General features: G+C 33.5%; 13 protein-coding genes. 5 read left to right on the top strand and 8 right to left on the bottom strand.

Annotated features, from left to right (window positions below; genetic code table 11):
- Positions 1-114 precede the first annotated feature (114 nt).
- Genes H601_RS15220 through H601_RS0104320 form a run of 3 tightly spaced genes read left to right on the top strand, consistent with a single transcriptional unit; the run spans position 115 to position 7039 of the window.
- Positions 115-1392, top strand: a complete 1278-nt coding sequence (locus H601_RS15220; RefSeq protein ID WP_169628247.1) for a DUF389 domain-containing protein — start codon at positions 115-117, stop codon at positions 1390-1392.
- Between the two features lies 1 nt (position 1393).
- The gene (locus tag H601_RS0104325; protein WP_026710363.1) at positions 1394-3763 is read left to right on the top strand and encodes a cation:proton antiporter; all 2370 of its coding nucleotides are present in this window, start codon (positions 1394-1396) and stop codon (positions 3761-3763) included.
- A gap of 39 nt (positions 3764-3802) precedes the next feature.
- The gene (locus H601_RS0104320; RefSeq protein WP_026710362.1) at positions 3803-7039 is read left to right on the top strand and encodes a T9SS type B sorting domain-containing protein; all 3237 of its coding nucleotides are present in this window, start codon (positions 3803-3805) and stop codon (positions 7037-7039) included.
- A 2-nt stretch (positions 7040-7041) separates the two neighbouring features.
- Here H601_RS0104320 and H601_RS0104315 read toward each other — a convergent pair whose 3' ends face one another.
- The 7 genes from H601_RS0104315 to gcvP all read right to left on the bottom strand — a co-directional run bounded on the left by H601_RS0104315 (position 7042) and on the right by gcvP (position 14764).
- A complete protein-coding gene (locus H601_RS0104315) occupies positions 7042-7806 on the bottom strand; it encodes an ABC transporter ATP-binding protein (protein WP_026710361.1) in 765 nt (254 codons plus the stop codon).
- Positions 7803-8546 (bottom strand): MlaE family ABC transporter permease, encoded by a 744-nt coding sequence (locus tag H601_RS0104310; RefSeq protein ID WP_026710360.1) that lies wholly within the window; start codon positions 8544-8546, stop codon positions 7803-7805. The genes H601_RS0104315 and H601_RS0104310 overlap by 4 nt, the downstream gene beginning before the upstream one ends.
- Before the next feature lie 52 nt (positions 8547-8598).
- A complete protein-coding gene (locus H601_RS0104305; protein ID WP_026710359.1) occupies positions 8599-9453 on the bottom strand; it encodes a glycosyltransferase family 2 protein in 855 nt (284 codons plus the stop codon).
- A gap of 31 nt (positions 9454-9484) precedes the next feature.
- Positions 9485-10006, bottom strand: coding sequence for a class I SAM-dependent methyltransferase (locus H601_RS0104300; protein WP_026710358.1), 522 nt, complete (start codon positions 10004-10006; stop codon positions 9485-9487).
- 201 nt (positions 10007-10207) lie between these two features.
- Complete coding sequence (locus H601_RS0104290) at positions 10208-11266, bottom strand: 3-oxoacyl-ACP synthase III family protein (protein ID WP_026710357.1); 1059 nt, start codon at positions 11264-11266, stop codon at positions 10208-10210.
- Between the two features lie 124 nt (positions 11267-11390).
- Positions 11391-11771 carry a group III truncated hemoglobin gene (locus H601_RS0104285; RefSeq protein WP_026710356.1) on the bottom strand — a complete coding sequence of 127 codons (381 nt, stop codon included), beginning with the start codon at positions 11769-11771 and terminating at the stop codon, positions 11391-11393.
- 149 nt (positions 11772-11920) lie between these two features.
- A complete protein-coding gene (gene gcvP / locus H601_RS0104280) occupies positions 11921-14764 on the bottom strand; it encodes an aminomethyl-transferring glycine dehydrogenase (RefSeq protein ID WP_026710355.1) in 2844 nt (947 codons plus the stop codon).
- A gap of 300 nt (positions 14765-15064) precedes the next feature.
- Here gcvP and H601_RS16040 point away from each other — a divergent pair, with 300 nt between their 5' ends.
- Together H601_RS16040 and H601_RS0104270 are read left to right on the top strand one after the other, a co-directional pair.
- Positions 15065-18412 carry a CotH kinase family protein gene (locus tag H601_RS16040; RefSeq protein WP_051220651.1) on the top strand — a complete coding sequence of 1116 codons (3348 nt, stop codon included), beginning with the start codon at positions 15065-15067 and terminating at the stop codon, positions 18410-18412.
- Positions 18413-18518: 106 nt separating this feature from the next.
- Positions 18519-19289, top strand: a complete 771-nt coding sequence (locus H601_RS0104270) for a hypothetical protein (RefSeq protein WP_156900341.1) — start codon at positions 18519-18521, stop codon at positions 19287-19289.
- A 31-nt stretch (positions 19290-19320) separates the two neighbouring features.
- Here the strand turns inward: H601_RS0104270 and H601_RS0104265 are convergent, their stop codons facing one another.
- A complete protein-coding gene (locus H601_RS0104265; RefSeq protein ID WP_026710353.1) occupies positions 19321-19707 on the bottom strand; it encodes a hypothetical protein in 387 nt (128 codons plus the stop codon).
- Positions 19708-19717 lie beyond the last annotated feature (10 nt).

The raw sequence follows: 19717 nt of genomic DNA, 5'->3' as shown, positions 1-19717 counted from the left end.
GATAATACATCCTCTAATCGTCCTCTAAAATACAATTGGAATAGTTTTAAATTATTTCTAAAAGATATTTTAGATATCCGCGAAGACACCAATCATGAAGCAACGATTGAAGAGGTGACTTCCGGAATTTCTATTAAAGGACAAGGTGCATGGGTCTTGATTTTTTCTATTTTAATAGCATCAGCAGGATTAAATACAAGCTCTACTGCCGTGGTTATTGGTGCAATGTTAATTTCACCTTTAATGGGGCCGATTGTAGGGATTGGTCTTTCACTAGGTATCAACGATGTTGATTTGATGAGAAAAGCGGTAAAGAATTTTGGGATAATGGTTGTTTTAGCCTTATTCACGTCCTTTTTGTTTTTTAGTATTCCAATGTTTCAGGAAGAAACAAAAGAATTGATTGCTAGAACTTTTCCTGATGTTAGAGATGTAATTATCGCTTTTGCAGGCGGTTCTGCTTTATTTGTGGCATTGAGCAGAAAAAATAAACAAATAAATACAATTGCCGGTGTAGCTATTGCAACTGCTTTAATGCCTCCACTTTGTACAGCGGGTTATGGTCTTGCTACACATAAGTGGAATTTTTTTGGTGGTGCAATGTATTTGTTTACCATTAATACCATATTTATTGCTTTATCAACCTTTATTATTGTAAAGTCACTTCAGTTTCCAATGAAGGAATATTTAAATTCCTCTCACAGAAAAAGAATTTCTCAATTAGTTTACTTAGTAGCTTTTTTGATTTTATTACCTAGTATATACATGTTCTACGGACTTTATAAAAAATCCGATTTTGAACAGAAAGTGAACTCAATTATTACAAATTTCAATTTAGATAAAGATGTTGTAGTTTTGAATCAGAAAATTAATTTTCAAACAAAAACTATTTCCTTTGCAACTGTAGGAAAGTCGGTTTCAAAAGAGAATGTTGAAGAATGGCGTGCTAAACTTGAAAAGCAAGGTTATCCTGATGTTATATTTGAAATTACACAAAGTGTTGAGAATCTTGAAACGCAAAACATGCTGGAAAAATTAGAATCAACTTATTTCACTACGCAACAAATATTAAACAAAAAGGAAGAATTGTTAATTAAGCAAGAAAAAGAGATCATCGAATTGCAAAAACAGCTTTATTTGTCTGAAAAAAGTAAAATACCATTTGATCAAATAGCGAAAGAAATTAAAATAAATTACAATGATGTTTCTGAAGTCGCTTACTCGAAGTTATTAAAAACTAATTTTACAGAAATAGATACTATACCATTGATATATTTAAAATGGAAGCCAAATGTAAATCAAAATCAAATTTTTTCTCAAGAGCAAAAAATTCAGAAATGGCTTAGGCTGAAATTAAATAATGATAAGTTAATCATCAGTAAATTGAATTAAAATGATACCACTTTTAGGCATAGATTTTACGTTACCGCTCAAAAATCCGGTATTATTGTTTTCATTACTACTCTTTATAATTCTATTTGCCCCGATTCTTTTAAACAAATTAAGAATTCCTCATCTTATCGGACTAATCATTGCCGGGGCACTAATTGGACCAAATGGCTTCAATTTGATTGCACGCGATATGAGTATTATTTTGTTTGGAACGGTTGGTTTACAATATATTATGTTCTTGGCGGGTTTAGAAATTGACTTAGCAGAATTCAAAAAAAATAGCCGAAAAAGTTTGGTTTTTGGAATGCTTACTTTTTCAATTCCCATGATTTTAGGAACTGTTGTTGGATACTATGTGCTAAAATTTTCAATGCCTACTTCTGTTTTACTAGCCAGTATGTTTGCTTCACATACGCTATTAGCTTATCCACTTGTGAGTAAATTAGGTGTGGCAAAAAATAGAGCTGTAAACATTACAGTTGGTGGAACAATGATAACCGACACACTTGCTCTTTTGGTTTTGGCCGTAATAGCCGGAATGCAAACAGGAGAGATTAACCAAGAGTTTTGGATTCGTTTAGGAGTTTCGGTGTTGGTTTTTGGATTAGTAGTCATGCTTATTTTTCCTATCATTGGGCGTTGGTTTTTTAAACGTTTTGATGATAATATTTCGCAATACATTTTTGTATTAGCGATGGTTTTTTTGGGTTGTACGCTCGCTGAATTAGCCGGAATTGAAGCAATTATTGGTGCCTTCTTAGCCGGATTAGCTTTGAATCGACTCATTCCGCATACTTCTCCGTTAATGAATAGGATAGAATTTGTAGGAAATGCACTTTTTATTCCTTTTTTTCTGATAGGAGTGGGAATGCTAATTGATTATAAAGCCTTTATTAAGGATTCGAATACAATTGAAGTAGCAGGTATAATGACGATTTGTGCAATTATAGGAAAGTATTTACCGGCATATATTACTCAAAAAATATATGGTTTTTCTTCAGATGAAAGAAGATTAATTTTTGGGTTGAGTAATGCACAAGCAGCAGCAACATTAGCAGCTGTTTTGGTTGGTTTTAATATTATTGTTGACTATAAAAGTGTAAACGAATACAATGAAATTCATTTGAAAAGAAATACATTAATTACTGAGAATAATTCAGAAATTCTATTTGATGGATTGGAAAAAGGAGATTTTCCAAAAGTTGGTAATCAAGGTTTTGTGGCAGGAATTCCGGCTAATGGTAAATATAAATTAGCTGATAAGTCTGAATTAACATTCAATCAAGGGAAATTATCAGAAATTAAACTTCCAAATAGATTATTGAACGAAAGTGTCTTGAATGGTACAATTTTAATGATTCTGATAACCTGTACAATCGCCTCATTTGTTGCTCAAAAAGGAGCTTATAACATTGCATTAATGGAAGAAGACAATGATGAAAATGAAGGTGAAGAACCTGTTGAAAGTGATGAGCGGATTTTAATTCCGATGAAAAATATTGAAACGGTAGAAGAATTAATTCAATTAGCCGTTACAATTAAATCAAAAAAAAATAAAACCGGACTATTTGCATTAAATGTTATTAATCATAATTCCTCATCGTTATCAATAGAATCAAAAGCAAAGAAAATTGTGGATAAAGCGGCAGTTGTAGCTTCTGCAACGGATAATAAATTAAATATGTTGATGCGGTATGATTTAAATACGTTAAACGGCATCAACGGTGTAGTAAAAGAGCAAAAAATTACGGATATAATTTTAGGACAAACAGAAACACTCGGCTCTGCTGAGAGTTTATATGGTCCTTTGACGGATGGAGTGCTAAATAAATGTAATACAACCACATATATTTATAAATCTGTTCAGCCTATATCAACCATTAAAAGATATATTGTTGTGATTCCGGAACGTGCTGAACGTGAAATTGGTTTTCCGTTTTGGTTGTTAAAAATTTGGAATTTAGGTAAAAATACGAGTTCTAAAATTATATTTTACGCTGGTGAAACCACCTTGAATTTAATCAAAGATATTCATGCAAAACATCCTGTTGATGCAGATTTTAATCTTTTTTCTGATTGGGAAGATTTTTTGATTCTCTCCAGAAATGTTAATAAAGATGATGCTTTTGTCGTAGTAATGAGTAGAAAATCAAATTTGTCTTTCAATTCAGTAATGCAGCACATCCCAACATACATGAACAAGTATTTCGATAAAAACAATGTGATTTTAATATATCCTCTTCAATTTGGAATCGATGGGAATTCAAAATTAGATTTAAAAAATCCGGGTGCTTTAGACACATTTACTGAAAATTTAGAACGATTAGATGACGTTAGAAAATTGATTGGAAAATTGTTTAAAAAGAAATAATTCAGCAATTTTTCTTATATTTATGAAAAAATAAGATAAATGAAGAGAATTTGTATTTCATTTTACCAATCAAAATCGATTCTTTTGTTCGTGTTGTTTTGGTGCACTACAATACAAGCTCAACTATCTGATTTTACATTAGTCGTTACGCCAACTAACCAAACTTGTACCGGAAATGGGACTTTAACTTTTGAAGTGAACGGTGCAACAAATGGTGCTAATTTTATATATAGTGTTTATTTATTACCAAATACAACGGTACCGCTAGTTACTGTAACCACTTCGATAGTTTCGGGTTTAAATGCAGGAGACTATCTAGTAATTGCTACTCAGGTTTTAAATGATCAAACCAATACACAACAAGCCAATGTTACTATTTTAAATCAAATACAACCGCTTAGTTTTCAGCTGACAAATCAGAATGGTTCATGTAATTCAGGTAGCAGCATAACTGTAAATATTTTAACCGGAACCGCTGTTTCCTATGAAATTATTTCAGGACCAATTATTTTTCCTCCTCAATCTTCAAATGTTTTTTCAGGATTAGTATCAGGAGAATATGTGTTTAGAGTTTATGATATATGTGGTGATGCAGTTGTGCAAACTTACACCTTAATTGCTGTCAACTTACCCAATGATTTAGACATGCAAGTGAAGACAAACCAAGTATTATCCAGTTGTGATACTGTTGTTTTTTATCAAAATATTCAATATGAATCAGGTACAATTGTATATCCTTTAACGATTCAATTCACCATTTTTCCTCCCAATGCTAGTCCGGTTGTTTTTGATCAGGTTTTTACCACGGGATTTACAAATAGTTCAATTGTAACGCAAACCTATACTTTAGTTAATGATGAGGTGTATAATTACACCTACTCAATTACTGATAGTTGTGGATTTTCAATTTCAGGAAATGGAATTATCGCTGTTCCAGAATTTGATGCTTATTCAGAATTAATTGATGAAACATGTAATTTAGCCAACTATCAAATTACATTTGCTTTAAATGCCACAATAATAAGTGCACCTGATACTTATACAACAAATCCAATACCTTATGATTTGCCAATTGGTTCGGGAGGTTATCCCATTACCGGTCCGCTATCAGCAGGTAGTTATGTTGTAGTTGGAGTGAATGAATGTAATGAGCCATACGAATTAACAATAATTGTTAATCCATCAAATGCTCAATCTCCAATTATTTTTGTGATGGAAGGTTGTGGAATTGGAAACGGTTCTCTCAATTTGAATGGAGCAAATGGCTTTGAAAATGTATTCATTATTGCAGCACCACCGGGTTTTCCTTTTCCAATACCTTATGATGTTTCTTCTAATATCAATAACAACGGAGATTTAATTTTAACAGGTCTTCCTACGGGAAATTATTCTATTCAATCCATTGATACTTGTGGAAATCTCAATGTAACGGTCGTAACAATTCAAGGATATTTTTCTAATACAGAATTTAATTTAGATGAAAACTGTGGTTCTTTTAATTTAGAATTGATGCACACCAGTAATAATTTTGGAGCACCTAATTATTGGCTACAAAAATATTATCCCGCTTTGAATAGTTGGGGTCATCCGGGAACGGGTTTACCCTATGTTGAAGGTACACCATTCAATAACACAAATGCTGTTGTTTTATCTAACAATACAAACAATCTTAATTTAGCATATTCTGGTTTATTCAGGGTTATGAAAAGGTATCAAATTGTGAGTAATGGCAGTACGGCTCAATATTGTGTTGATAATCTTTTTGAGTTCGAAATAGATGGTCTGCCTAGAATTAATCAAGTGTTTAGTTTTTCTTGTCAAAACGGATTGAGTGATGTAATTGTTGATGCTTCTGGTGTAGCACCTCTTCAATATAGAATTATACAAAGAAACGGTCAACCCTTTTTTGTTGATAATCAGTTCTCCAATTTATTTGTTGGATTGCAAACCGGAACTTATCTTTTTCAAGTTCAAGATACGTGCGGTAACATAAGAAATGCTGAATTTGAGATTTTTAATCCATTTACTTTTACCATTACAGCGTTTAATTTATGTTTCAATCAAACCGCAATTTTGTCAACACCTAATTTTCCATTTTTAAATTACAGATGGTGGAGAAGTGATAATCCTTCGGCAATCCTCAGTACAAATAATACTTTAGAATTGTCCGGATTTAACCCGGCTGTTGATAATGGAATTTATCATGTTGAAATTACCAATCCTTCAAATCCTTCTAGTTGTATAAATTTTGAATTAACCTATGAATTAAGTCAAGATATTTTGAATCCTCAAGCGGGAATTGGAGTTAATCAATCGTTTTGTGGAAGTCAAAATGTTCTAGATTTATTTTCCTTTTTAACGGGCGATTTTTCTGTAAACGGGGATTGGTCTGAAATCACAACTAGCGGTACTTTAAGTGAAAATTTATGGAATACTACGAACCTGCCATCCGGTATTTATCAATTTAATTATAGGGTAGAGGGAGGTTGTGATACATTTTCAGAAACACAAGTAGAAATTCAATTGTTTGAAGTTCCTCAGGCTCCAATTATTCAAGCAAGTCCAATCGTTTGTGAAACCGGTGAACTGCAACTTTTTGCTTCAACAATTACAAACGGAACATACAATTGGGTTGGTCCTAATGGATTTAGTTCAAACGAGCAAAATCCAATTATTCAAAATTTGCAACCTAGTAATGGAGGTACTTATTCATTAACAATTACAACTCAAGAATGTTCATCTCCAATGGTAAGTGTCGATATCAATATTAGTAGTCTACCTCAATTTAGTTTAAATAGAGAATGTTTAAATGAGCGGATGATTGTATCAATGTCAATAGTTCAAAATTCATTTGTTTCATCAGATGTAAATTTTGAATGGAGTGGACCCAATGGTTTTTCAAGTTCAGAAAGTTCAATTGATATAACCAATGGCGAAAGAGGACTATATTACTTAACAGTAACTACAGAAGAAGGGTGTTCTGTAACACAATCTATTTTTGTTCCGCAAACCATTTGTATAATTCCAAGAGGAGTATCTTCTAATAATGATGGTTCAAATGACGCATTTGATTTATCCGGTTTTGGCGAGATTAGAAAAGTTAAAATTTATAATCGATACGGAAGAACAGTTTATGAGCTAGCAGATTATGTTGATCAATGGAAAGGACAAGACTTTAATGGGAATATACTTCCTAGTGCAACCTATTACTACTACATTGAATTTCCGGATGGTAATGCCAAAACAGGATGGGTGTATCTCACACATGAAAGATAAACTTATATTTCTTTATTCTGTGCTTTTCTGATTTTTTTGAAAAGATTGGAAGAATAGACAAAGTCAACAATTGCTTCGTTGTCGGTTTTGAAAATGTCTTTTTTAGAACCTTCCCAAGCTAAAATTCCTTCCTTTAGAAAAATGATTTTTTCGCCAATTTCCATAACAGAATTCATATCATGTGTATTAATTACAGTTGTAATATTGTATTCTACGGTAATTTCATGAATTAGGTTGTCAATTACGATGGCTGTTTTTGGATCTAAACCCGAGTTGGGCTCATCACAAAATAAATATTTTGGATTGTTCACGATTGCTCTGGCAATAGCAACCCTTTTTTGCATACCTCCTGAAATTTCTGAAGGTTTTTTGGTATGAGCATTCACCAAATTTACTCTGTTCAACACAAAATCAACTCGTTCTTGAATTTCTTTAGGAGATTGATTGGTAAACATTTTTAATGGGAAGCCCACATTTTCCTCAACCGTCATACTGTCAAACAATGCACTTCCTTGAAAAACCATTCCAATTTCAGTACGTAAAGCTCTCTTTTCGTCTGCATTTAATTCGGAATATATTCTTCCGTCAAAAGAAATAGTGCCTATCTCTGGGGTGTGAATTCCTAAAAGTGATTTCAATAAAACCGTTTTACCAGAACCGGATTGACCTATAATTAAATTGGTTTTACCGGTCTCAAAAATGGTAGAAATACCTTTTAAAACTTTCGAGTCGCCAAATGACTTTTCTATGTTTTTGATTTCTATCATTTGCTCAATAATAATTGGGTTAGAATATAATTAGCTAAAATGATGGCAACAGAACACCACACAAATGAAACGGTACTGGCTTTACCAACTTCTAAAGCACCACCTTTCATATAATAACCATGATAGGACGGAATAGTTGCTAAAATGATGGCAAACACAAATGTTTTTATAAAAGCATACGTAATATGAAATGGAATAAACTCTGTCTGCAATCCCATGATAAATTCATCACTTGAAGTAAATCCACCATAAACTCCGGCCATCCATCCTCCTAAAACACCAAGAAACATACTGATTCCGATAACAAAAGGATAGAGGAGAAGTGCAATTATTTTTGGAAAAACTAAATAATTCAATGAATTTACTCCCATCACTTCCAATGCGTCAATTTGTTCCGTGACTCGCATGGTGCCAATGCTGGAGGTAATGAATGAACCCATTTTACCAGCCATAATAATCGAAATAAAAGTAGGGGCAAATTCTAAAATCACCGATTGTCGTGTAGCAAAACCAATAAGGTATTTTGGGATTAAAGGATTCGTAAGGTTTAAAGCTGTTTGAATGGAAACCACACCGCCAACAAAGAAGGAAATAAACGCTACAATTCCCAAAGAACCAATGATTAAATCATCAATTTCTTTAAAAATTAAATTCTTCATCGCACTCCATTTTAGGGGTTTGTTGAAGACTTCTTTGAGCATCAGGAAATATTTTCCAATGTGAGTAAGCATTTTTAACATGTAGCAAAAATAGGAAAAAGATTCGGTTTTGTTTGATTAAATATACTTGGTTTTAAGAGGAAAACAATTTTCCTTTCATTTTCTCCCAACGATAATTTCGAATGAATTTTGCTTGTTCAGCTGTCACCAAAAGTGGTTTTTTGGATCTTTTGGCTTTCCAAAACCCTTTTAAATAATCAAAAAACAAGAAAGGTTTTTTCTTGAGTAGTGCCAATTTCAAAGAGGCAATTGCCGTAATCCAAAAACCATAACCCAAACGGTAAAATGCTTCACCTTGTTTGAATCGAGCAGCTTGATTGTAATTGGCTCCGGTAGGTTTGAGGTGTTTTACCTGTAATGTTTCATTGGTTACCACTTTCCATTGGTAAAATTTACAAAGTAATTCGTCCACGGTATCCCAGCCCATTTCGGGTTTTAATCCACCAATTTGTTTGAAAGTCTCTTTTCGATAGGCTTTTATTGCTCCACGAATATGATCTTTATCGGTTAAGTTTTCAAGAACCCATTCGCCGTTTTTTTCGATGTAACAAAATCCACCCGCCATTCCAACTCGGTTATCCGATTGAAAATGGTTGCTGATCTTTTCAAAATAATTTGGAGGAAAAATCAAATCGGCATCGGCTTTTACGATAAAATCAAAGTGGTCATCAATTGTTTCTAATCCTTTGTTGAATGCTTGAATCACTTTGCTTCCGGGAAGATGAATGGCTTCAGACGTTTTGTTAACCAAAGAAATAAATGTATATTTTTCAACGAATGATTGTACAATTTCTCTTGTTTTATCGGTTGAGCCATCATTTACCACCACCACTTTAGAAGGCAGAACTGTTTGTTCTACTAGCGATTGTAAGGTTAGTGAAATAAATTTTTCTTCGTTAAAAGTTGGAATGATGATGTAATATTTCATTAGACAAAGTCTATATTCTTTTCTCTTTTCTCTATTTTCTTTCTGCGTAAACCAAATAATACCGATTGATAAAATACCGCAATAAAGGTCTGAAACCTAATTTTTTTGTAGGATGCGTAAATTTTACGCGATCTATAATGGTAAAGCCGTTTTTTTCTAATAACCAATCCAACTGCCAGTCTTCAAATTCGTGGTAATGCCGGTCCCACATATCGGTTTTACTTCTGTAAGCTGGGGAAAACCAGAGTCGTAATGGAATGGAAATGAAAATTTTATCTGATTTTACGTTTTGTAAAACGGTGAATGGATTTAGTAAATGTTCGAATATTTCAAAAGCCGTTACTGTAGTATAATTTTCATTTTGCAAGGCGGATTGGTCGATGTCTAAATCTTCTCCATTCGTATTTTTAACAGTATATCCATTTTTAATCATGATTTTGGAAAACGGATTTTCAACCCCTAAATCTAGAATGGTTTCCGATTTAGAAAGGTGTTTTTCTAAAAACTCTAGTGAGATTTTAAATCGTTTATTGGGAAATGTTTTTTCGTACATGGTTTGGTTTTCGTGACACAAATGTACTAAATAATTTGATGTTGGCACGTGGTAGCCCTGATTGGAGTGGAAAGCCCGGAACTCAAAAAATGAGTTTTTTTGTGGGAGGCAAAGCGACCTTGAGAGCTCTTGAAAACCACATTAAAAAAACCATTTTTTGAGTGAGGACTTGAAACGGAAAGCAGGATTAGCTCCTAAAAATTACATTCTATACACAATTGCATTTATATTCATTCCCGCACCAACCGAAGCAAAAATTATAACATCACCTTTATGCAATTCTTGGTTTTCAACCTTTCCTTTAAGAATGGAATCATATAAAGTTGGAACAGTTGCTACACTCGAATTGCCCAGTTTGTGAATACTCATGGGCATAATACCTTCGGGTGGGGTTTGCTTATAATGTTTATAAAAGCGTTGAATGATAGCCTCGTCCATTTTTTCATTAGCTTGATGAATCAAAACTTTTTTAACTTCTCGAATGGGAATTCCACTTTTTTCAAGGCAAGAAACCATGGCTTTTGGAACTTGGCTCAACGCAAATTCATAGATTTTTCGGCCATGCATTTTGATGTATCGAACATCTGGATCGTGTGTTTTATTAAAGGAATCACCAAAAAATAAATAATACGCTTCATCATAGGTAAATGAGGCTGTTTCGTGGGCTAAAATACCGCCTTCGTCTTCGGTTGCTTCTATAATTGTTGCACCGGCACCATCCGAGTAAATCATAGAGTCTCGGTCGTGCATATCTACTACGCGAGATAAGGTTTCGGCACCAATCACCAAACATTTTTTAGCCATTCCGGCTTTAATGAATGCTTGAGCTTGAATGACTCCTTCCACCCAACCAGGGCATCCAAAAAGCATATCATAGGCCACACATTTCGGGTTTTTGATACGTAAATCAAATTTAACTCGAGTGGCTAAACTCGGTAAAATATCAGTTTGAATAGCTCCTTTTTTCACATTGCCAAAATTGTGAGCAAAAATGATATAATCCAATGTTTCAGGATCGATTTTAGCGTCTTCAATAGCTTTTTTGGCAGCAATGGTGGCAATGTCAGAAGTGTTTAAATCATCCGTCACATAACGTCTTTCTTCAATACCGGTAATGTCACGAAATTTTTCGGCAATTACCTCGTTGGGTTGCGGAAAGGGAGTTCCATCATCGTTTAGAAAAACGTGTTTAGCAAAATCAATGTTGGTTACTATTTCGGTTGGAATGTAACTTCCGGAACCGGTTATTTTGATATTCATAATCATTTAAAATATAATCGACTAAATTATCAATAATAAACGGTAATAAGTATAAGTATATTAAGTTAGGTAGAAGAATTGCGAATAAGTTGATGTTTTAGGTATAAAATTTAACAAGTCGTAATTATTCATTCTTTTTCTGAGAAATCTTTATTTGCATAATCGTAGCTATACTGAGTGCTTGGGTTTTAATTTTCTCAGCCTTTTCGCCTTTAAAATTTTCATCAACCGAATTGTTAAAATGGGTCAACCAAATTTGAAATAATTCCGGTGATAAAAATTCTCTTTCATTTACATCCAAATGAATCTGTGTCAGGTTGTTGGTGTAACCACCTGTACCTAAAATGGCTTGCGACCAAAACGTAACTAAAATGGGCAAATGTTCCTCTAACTTAATTTTGACCACATCGGTAAAAATGTAACTGATTTTTGGGTCGGATAAGAGTTTTTTGTAGAATTCATCTACGAGAAGATATAAATCATCTTGGGTTAGGATGTCTTTCATTTCTGACTATGATTGGAATACAAAGTTACATGAATGAAATTCTAATAATTAGATTTATATCAAATTTATGAAAAGAAAAAGGTTTCAAAATTAATTTGAAACCTTAAACTATTTACTTAGGACTAATCACTTAGGACTAATCACTTTTTTTACATATATGCTTCAATCGGAGCACAGCTACATACTAAATTTCTATCGCCATATGCTTCATCAACACGACGAACACTAGGCCAGAATTTATTTTCAGCAATATATTCTAATGGATAAGCAGCTTGTTCTCTAGTGTATGGAAAAACCCAATCGTTGTTTGTAACCATTGCCAACGTGTGTGGAGCATTTCTCAAAATATTGTTGGCGTCGTCTTTTGTAGAAGTTTCAATTTCTTTACGAATTGAAATCAAGGCATCACAAAAACGATCTAACTCAGCTAAATCTTCTGATTCTGTGGGTTCTACCATCAACGTTCCGGCAACAGGGAAGGAAACCGTTGGAGCATGGAAACCATAATCCATCAAACGTTTGGCAATATCGGTTACTTTGATACCTTTTTCTTCAAATGCTCTGCAATCTAAAATCATTTCGTGAGCTGCTCTTCCCATTTCTCCAGAATATAAAATCGGATAGTGGGCTTCCAAACGAGCTTTCATATAGTTGGCATTCAATATGGCATATTGCGTAGCATTTTTTAAGCCTTCGGCACCCAACATCGTGATGTAGCCATACGAAATCAAACAAACTAAAGCAGAACCAAACGGAGCTGATGAAATAGCCGTTATCGCTTGACTTCCTCCGGTTGGAATGATAGGATTGGTAGGTAAAAAGGGTACGAGTTTTTCGTTTACACAAATAGGACCAACTCCAGGTCCACCACCACCGTGAGGAATAGCAAAGGTTTTATGTAGATTCAAGTGGCAAACATCCGCACCAATTGTGGCGGGATTGGTTAAACCTACCTGTGCATTCATGTTGGCTCCATCCATATATACCAAACCGCCATTATCGTGAATAATTTTGGTGATTTCGCAAATCGCACTTTCAAAAACACCATGTGTGGAAGGATAAGTTACCATCAAACAAGATAAATTTGCTGCGTGTTGAATGGCTTTCGCTCTTAAATCTTCTACATCAATATTTCCATTATCCATCGTTTTGGTTACGATAATTTCCATACCAGCCATGGCAGCCGAGGCCGGATTGGTTCCGTGTGCCGAAGCCGGAATCAAACATACATTTCTGTGATTATCGCCTCTGGAAAGATGATAAGCTCTAATGGCCATCAAACCGGCATATTCTCCTTGAGCACCTGAATTGGGTTGTAAAGTTGTACCTTGAAAACCGGTTACCACATTCAATTGCTGCTCTAATTTTTTAAGCATAATTTGATAACCTTCGGCTTGTTCTATAGGAGCAAAAGGGTGAATGCTGTTCCAATTGGCCATAGATAAAGGCAACATTTCGGCAGCAGCGTTTAATTTCATGGTACAAGAACCTAATGAAATCATGGAGTGATTTAACGATAAATCTTTGCGTTCTAATTTTTTTATATACCGCATTAATTGCGATTCTGAATGATGGTTGTTGAAAACGTCGTGCTGCAAGAATGTAGATTTTCTTACTAAGTTTTCAGGTACCATTGATTCATTGGCTAATTGACTAATTGGCACATTTTCTTTACCAACTGCTTCCGCAAAAATGGAGATGATTTGGTTGATATCTTTGATTGAAGTGGTCTCGTTTAACGAAATTGAAATGGTTTCGGCATCTACATAGAAGAAATTTACTTCATTTTTTTCGGCAATGGCTTTTACTTTTTGAGCATTTGCTTTTACCAAAATGGTATCAAAGAATGAAGTATTAATTTGATAAACGCCTAATTTGTTTAAGGCATCTGCTAAAGTTACAGCTGAGGCGTGCACTTTATTAGCAATATATTTTAAGCCTTTTGGACCGTGATATACCGCATACATTCCGGCCATAACGGCTAATAATACTTGAGCTGTACAAATATTGGATGTCGCTTTTTCACGTTTGATGTGTTGTTCACGTGTACCCAAAGCCATACGTAAAGCTCTGTTTCCATTAACATCAATGGAAACCCCGATAATTCTTCCCGGCATTGAGCGTTTGTATTCTTCTTTAGTGGCAAAGAAAGCAGCATGTGGCCCTCCATAACCCATCGGAATTCCGAAACGTTGCGTGGTTCCCACTACAACAGAAGCTCCCATTTCTCCTGGTGGAGTTAATTTGGCTAACGATAAAATATCGGCAGCAACGGCAACTTTAATTTCTTTTTCAGCTGCTTTTGCGATATAAGCCGAATAGTCATTTACTTGACCAAATTTTCCTGGATATTGAAGAATAGCACCAAAAAATTCGGTTGAAAAATCGAATGTTTCGTGGTTTCCAACTACTAATTCAATTTTTAACGGAGTGGCTCTTGTTTGAAGAACCGAGAGTGTTTGAGGTAAAATTTCTTCTGAAACGAAGAATTTATTTACGTTGTTTTTCTTTTGGTCACGGGTTCTAACATCTAAAAGAAGAGCCATCGCCTCTGCGGCAGCCGTTCCTTCGTCAAGCAAAGACGCATTGGCAATTTCCATTCCAGTTAACTCAATAACAGTGGTTTGGAAATTTAAAATAGCTTCCAAACGTCCTTGGGCAATTTCAGCCTGATAAGGAGTGTAAGCCGTGTACCATCCTGGATTTTCAAAAATATTTCGTTGAATAACTGCAGGAACAATGGTAGGGTGGTAACCTAGTCCGATGTAAGTTTTGAATACTTTATTTTTTTTGCCTAATTCCTGAATGTGATTCAAATATTCATATTCAGTTAGAGCCGGTTCTAAATCCAAGTCTTTTTTTAAACGAATATCATCCGGAATAGTTTCATAGATGAGTTGTTCAAAATTTTCAACGCCAATGGTTTTAAACATGTAATTTAAGTCGCTCTCACGTGGACCTAAATGGCGTAAAGCAAATGCATCTGTTTTCATGTAATTTCTTGAGGTAAATAGGTGTTGTTATTGAAACTGAAACAAGTTCAATTTTAGCTAACAAATGTAATTATTAGTATTGTAATTTTTCGTTAAACAAGGACTAATATTTTTAGAATTTTTCAACTAAAAGTTTAATTTATCAACAAATTGACAAAAGAGTTTGTCTTAATTAGTAAGAAAAATCTTTTATTTATTATTTTTTGACGTTTAAAAAATGCTTTATAACGATTTTACTATATAAATGTTAATTTGGTTTGAATTCTTATATAATTTCGTTCCGTAAATAAAATTTTAATAATGAAAAAAATAATTTTTGTCCTTTTATTTTTACTTTATTTTGAAGGGTCACTAGCACAAAGTCTTTACATAAATGAAATTATTACTTCTAATTCTAGTGTTATCACAGATGATGATGGTAGTTATGAAGATTGGGTAGAACTATATTACACCGGTTCAGAAGCTTTCAATCTTGAAGGTTACGGATTAAGCGATGATGTAAATGTTCCTTTTAAGTGGGTTTTTCCTGAATATTGGATTGAACCGGGTCAACATTTGCTAATTTGGTGTTCTGATAAGAATAGAACAGATATTAATTTTGATTTACATACTAATTTCAAAATTAGTTCCGGTGGCGAAGTGATAACATTGACCAAACCAAATGGAGAGGTACAAGATAGTTATCCTGCTATAATTATCCCTCAGAATTACACGTATGGAAGACAAACAGATGGATCTTCAACCTTGGTTTACTTTCCTATTCCTACACCGGGAGCTACCAATAATACTGAAACAGGATATAATGAAATATTATCTCAACCTACTTTTTCAGTTAATGGTGGTTTTTTTACACAAAGTTTTAATTTATCAATTAGCCATCCAGATCCACTTGTAACTATTGTTTATACACTCGATGGTTCAGATCCGGATAATATAAATGTAAGCGGAACAACATACAATTATAAAAATCAATATGTTCAAATTCCCGGACAAACGGATGGACCATTTTTACAAAATAATTTCCAATCGAATAGTTATACTGCTCCAATAGTTATTGCAGATAGAACGAATCAACCGAATGACTTGGCTAAGATTTCTACAACTAACAGCAATAATCCAACTTATATCCCTAGTTTTCCTGTTTTGAAAGGAACTGTTGTTAGAGCTAGAGCCTATAAAGCCGGAGCTTTAATGAGTCCGATTGTTAGTCAAACGTATTTTGTTTTTCCAAATGGAGTAAATACTTTTTCAACTCCTGTAGTTTCAATTAGTTTGTCAGAAAATAAGTTTTTTGAATACAATAATGGAATTTATGTTGCCGGAAAAGATTTTGATGATTGGAGAGCGGAAAATCCAACTATGCCAATTGAAGAAGATTTTTTATATACAGCCAATTATAGTAGAAGAGGTGATGACACAGAACAAATAGGTAATTTAAGTTATTTTGTGAATGGAAATCAAGTTATAAACCAAAATGTTGGTTTCAGACTTCATGGAAATTTCACCAGAACTTTTGAATCAAAATCAATTCGCTTGTATGCTCGATCTGAATATGGAGTAAGTACTTTCAATTATCCGTTTTTTGCAGGTAATAGTTATACTAGCTTTAAACGTTTGATACTAAGAAATTCAGGGAATGATTTTTATCGAACAATGTATAGAGATGCTTTAGCTCAACAAATTGTAAAGCACATGCGATTTAATATTCAAGATTATCAACCGACTGTTACTTTTTTAAATGGTGAGTATTGGGGAATTTTAAACATAAGAGAACGTTTTGATAAACATTATTTTGAAAGAGTTTATGGAATTGGAGAATTGGAAATTGATATTTTGGAAGATGAAGCAGAGATTCAAGAAGGTGATAGTGATCATTACAATAATATGATTTCATTTGTGTCAAATAATTCACTTGCAAACGAAGCTAATTACAATTATATCAAAACGCAAATGGATACCGATAACTTTATCGATTATAATGTAGCTGAAATGTATTTGGCTAATCAAGATTGGCCTGGAAATAATGTCAGCTATTTTAGAAAAAAAACAGCAACCTATGAACCCAATGCTCCTTATGGTCAAGATGGACGATGGAGATGGTTATTGTTTGACGTTGACGGTGCTTTTGGTTATTATTATGAAAATATTGGTTTTGATATGTTGGCATTTGCAACGGAAGAAGACGGTCCAGAATTTCCGAATCCGGCTTGGTCAACCCTTTTGTTAAGAAAGTTATTGGAAAATTCAACTTTCAAAACTGATTTTATCAATCGTTTTGCTGATATGATGAATACGACATTTTTACCACAAAGAATTGTGGCAATGTCTAATCAAATGAAGTCTGTTATTGAACCTGAAATGCAAAGACATATATCTAGATGGCAGTCAATTGACAACATGGATGATTGGAATTTTTATGTTAGTGAAATGGAAAACTTTGCTAACCAAAGAGCTCCTTTTCAACGCGACCACATTCGTACCAAGTTTGGAATTTCATCAAATGTTAACGCAACATTAAACGTAAATGATGATACAAATGGATATGTAAAAATAAACACTATAAATATTACCTCAGAGACTCCCGGAGTTTCAGCAAATCCTTATCCATGGACTGGTATTTATTTCCATAACATTCCGGTAACGTTAACGGCTATTGCATTAGAAGGTTATGTGTTTAGCCATTGGAGTGGAGATGTATCAAGTATTGAGGCACAAATTACTTATATTCCAACAGGAAATTTTTCAGTGACGGCAAATTTTGTTCCTTCACAACAACCGGCTACTGAAGAACCTATTTATTTTTGGATGATGGATAGCAGTATTGCTAATGATACACCACTTACATTCATAAATTCAAGTTTTGAAATTCAAAATGATGGTGTTTTAAATTATCAATCTTGTTTGGTGGGCTATCCATTTGATAGTTCAAATCCAAATTGGAGAAAAGCTTCAATGGAAAGAAGAAACAGTCCAACCGATATCAATTATATTCCGGAGGCAAACAATAATCTTCCTTTTGCATCATCAAACATGCGAGGTTTACAAATCAAGCAACCATTTCAAAATGAAGGAAATGAAAATGCATTAATTTTTAGTTTTTCAACCGTTGGATATAAAGATATTGTATTTGGTTTTGCAGCGAAAGATGAAAGTGCTGCAGAAGGAATGTTACTTGATTATTCTATCGATGGAACTTCATGGATAACTACGGGTTTGACTAATTCAAATCTTCCGTTAACTACGGCTTATCAATTGTTTGAAACCGATTTTTCCGGAATTGTAGGAGCGAACAACAATGCTAATTTCAAAGTTAGAATTCGCTTTTATGGTAGTAATATGACCGTTGATAATGGTAATCGAGTTACGTTTAATAATTTTAGTGCTAAAGGTGTGGAAATGCCATTAGGAGTTGTTGAACAAAACAATTCAAGATTTATCGTTTATCCAAATCCTGCAAACGAGGTCTTAAATGTAATGCATCAACAAGGTGAAATGTTTTATCAATTGATTACCATTGATGGAAAAGTCATCAAATCAGGAAGTATCGAAAATCAACAAATCAACATAAGCGATTTGCAAAGCGGCATTTATTTGTTACAATTGAATTCTGATGGAAAATCAGAAACTAAGAAAATTGTGAAACGTTAAGTCATTAGAATTTTAAAATAGAAAAGGAGTTTGTTTAGGCAAGCTCCTTTTTTTATGGCATTTTCAGTAAAAAGCTGTTTCTTGCAGAAAAATAAGTATCTCATTTTTGAAATTTTTTAAAAACATATTCGATTTCTATATTCAATCCTCTTTGCATGTTGCATTTGCTATTTTTGCATTGCTCCATGTGACTGAAGTTTCGCTTGAACTTACAAGAAATAAAAATCTTGAATGCATTATTTTTTTCGGAACAATTGTAGGCTATAATTTTTTAAAATATTTTGAAGCCTTTCAAAAAGGAAAGTACGATTTCAAAAAAAATCGTTATGTAATAGGATTGACTTTTCTTTCTATTATTGCTGTAATATTCTTTTTTCTGCAATTGAATAGTGAAACTCAAATCTTTTTAATCAAAATAGGATTATGGGTTGCACTTTATCCCTTTTTGCGAAAATTTGGTTTTTGGAAGTTGTTTTTAGTCAGCTTTTGTGTTACAGCAATTACAGTTTATGCTCCTACTTTACAACAAGTTTTTCCAACTAACAATGAAAAAATCATTTTGCTACAGAGGTTTTTAATTGTAATCAGTTTAATGATTCCGTTTGAAATTTTAGATAGTCAAACTGATGATGATTCAATGAAAACCCTTCCGCAACGATTTGGAATTTTTAAAACTAAACTGTTCGGAATTGTTCTTTTGTTGCCGTTTGTTTTATTGGAGTTTTTAAAAGAAAAAATTGAAATAGCAACTTTTATAATAGCCATTATAACGGCACTTTTTATCGGATTTACTACCTTAAAAAGAGATAAGTATTACACTTCTTTTTGGGTAGAAAGTGTACCGATTTTGTGGTGGTTGATTTTGGTTTACACCTGACAGGTTTCAAAAACCTGTCAGGTTTATTAGTCTAACCTCTAAATACAATTCGTTCCTCCACTTGTGGCTGACTCGCTTTTCTTTTTCCTCTAAAAAATAAATACAAATTGAGGAAGAGCATAATTCCTAAATAAATAGAAAATCCACCAATTTTGCTGCTCAATTCTTCAATCATCACTTGATACGAATTGTTATATAAACTTATTTCCATAATTTTTAAAGCAAATCCGATGTTGAGCAAATAGAATCCCGTTTCAAATAATTTGTTGGTAGCTTTGGCAATTTCTTCTCGACCTTTAAAAATATCGGTCATATAAATTAAACTGTTTTTAAATAATGTTTTTGAAACATAAATAGTCAAGGCAATCGTTACCGGAAGATAAATTGCATAGGCGAGAATTGTTTTTGTAGTTTCCATAATATAAAGA

Origin of the sequence: Flavobacterium filum DSM 17961 (genome assembly GCF_000425465.1) — a bacterium.
Taxonomy (GTDB): Bacteria; Bacteroidota; Bacteroidia; order Flavobacteriales; family Flavobacteriaceae; genus Flavobacterium; species Flavobacterium filum.
Note: the sequence above shows the minus strand (reverse complement) of the source record. Positions and strands in the feature narration are given on the sequence as shown.

Excerpts from the sequence above, each read along its gene's own strand:
- H601_RS0104325 (WP_026710363.1), top strand. The coding sequence starts at position 1,394 with ATGATACCACTTTTAGGCATAGATTTTACGTTACCGCTCAAAAATCCG.
- H601_RS0104320 (WP_026710362.1), top strand. The coding sequence starts at position 3,803 with ATGAAGAGAATTTGTATTTCATTTTACCAATCAAAATCGATTCTTTTG.
- H601_RS0104315 (WP_026710361.1), bottom strand. The coding sequence starts at position 7,806 with ATGATAGAAATCAAAAACATAGAAAAGTCATTTGGCGACTCGAAAGTT.
- H601_RS0104310 (WP_026710360.1), bottom strand. The coding sequence starts at position 8,546 with ATGTTAAAAATGCTTACTCACATTGGAAAATATTTCCTGATGCTCAAA.
- H601_RS0104305 (WP_026710359.1), bottom strand. The coding sequence starts at position 9,453 with ATGAAATATTACATCATCATTCCAACTTTTAACGAAGAAAAATTTATT.
- H601_RS0104300 (WP_026710358.1), bottom strand. The coding sequence starts at position 10,006 with ATGTACGAAAAAACATTTCCCAATAAACGATTTAAAATCTCACTAGAG.
- H601_RS0104290 (WP_026710357.1), bottom strand. The coding sequence starts at position 11,266 with ATGAATATCAAAATAACCGGTTCCGGAAGTTACATTCCAACCGAAATA.
- H601_RS0104285 (WP_026710356.1), bottom strand. The coding sequence starts at position 11,771 with ATGAAAGACATCCTAACCCAAGATGATTTATATCTTCTCGTAGATGAA.
- gcvP (WP_026710355.1), bottom strand. The coding sequence starts at position 14,764 with ATGAAAACAGATGCATTTGCTTTACGCCATTTAGGTCCACGTGAGAGC.
- H601_RS16040 (WP_051220651.1), top strand. The coding sequence starts at position 15,065 with ATGAAAAAAATAATTTTTGTCCTTTTATTTTTACTTTATTTTGAAGGG.
- H601_RS0104265 (WP_026710353.1), bottom strand. The coding sequence starts at position 19,707 with ATGGAAACTACAAAAACAATTCTCGCCTATGCAATTTATCTTCCGGTA.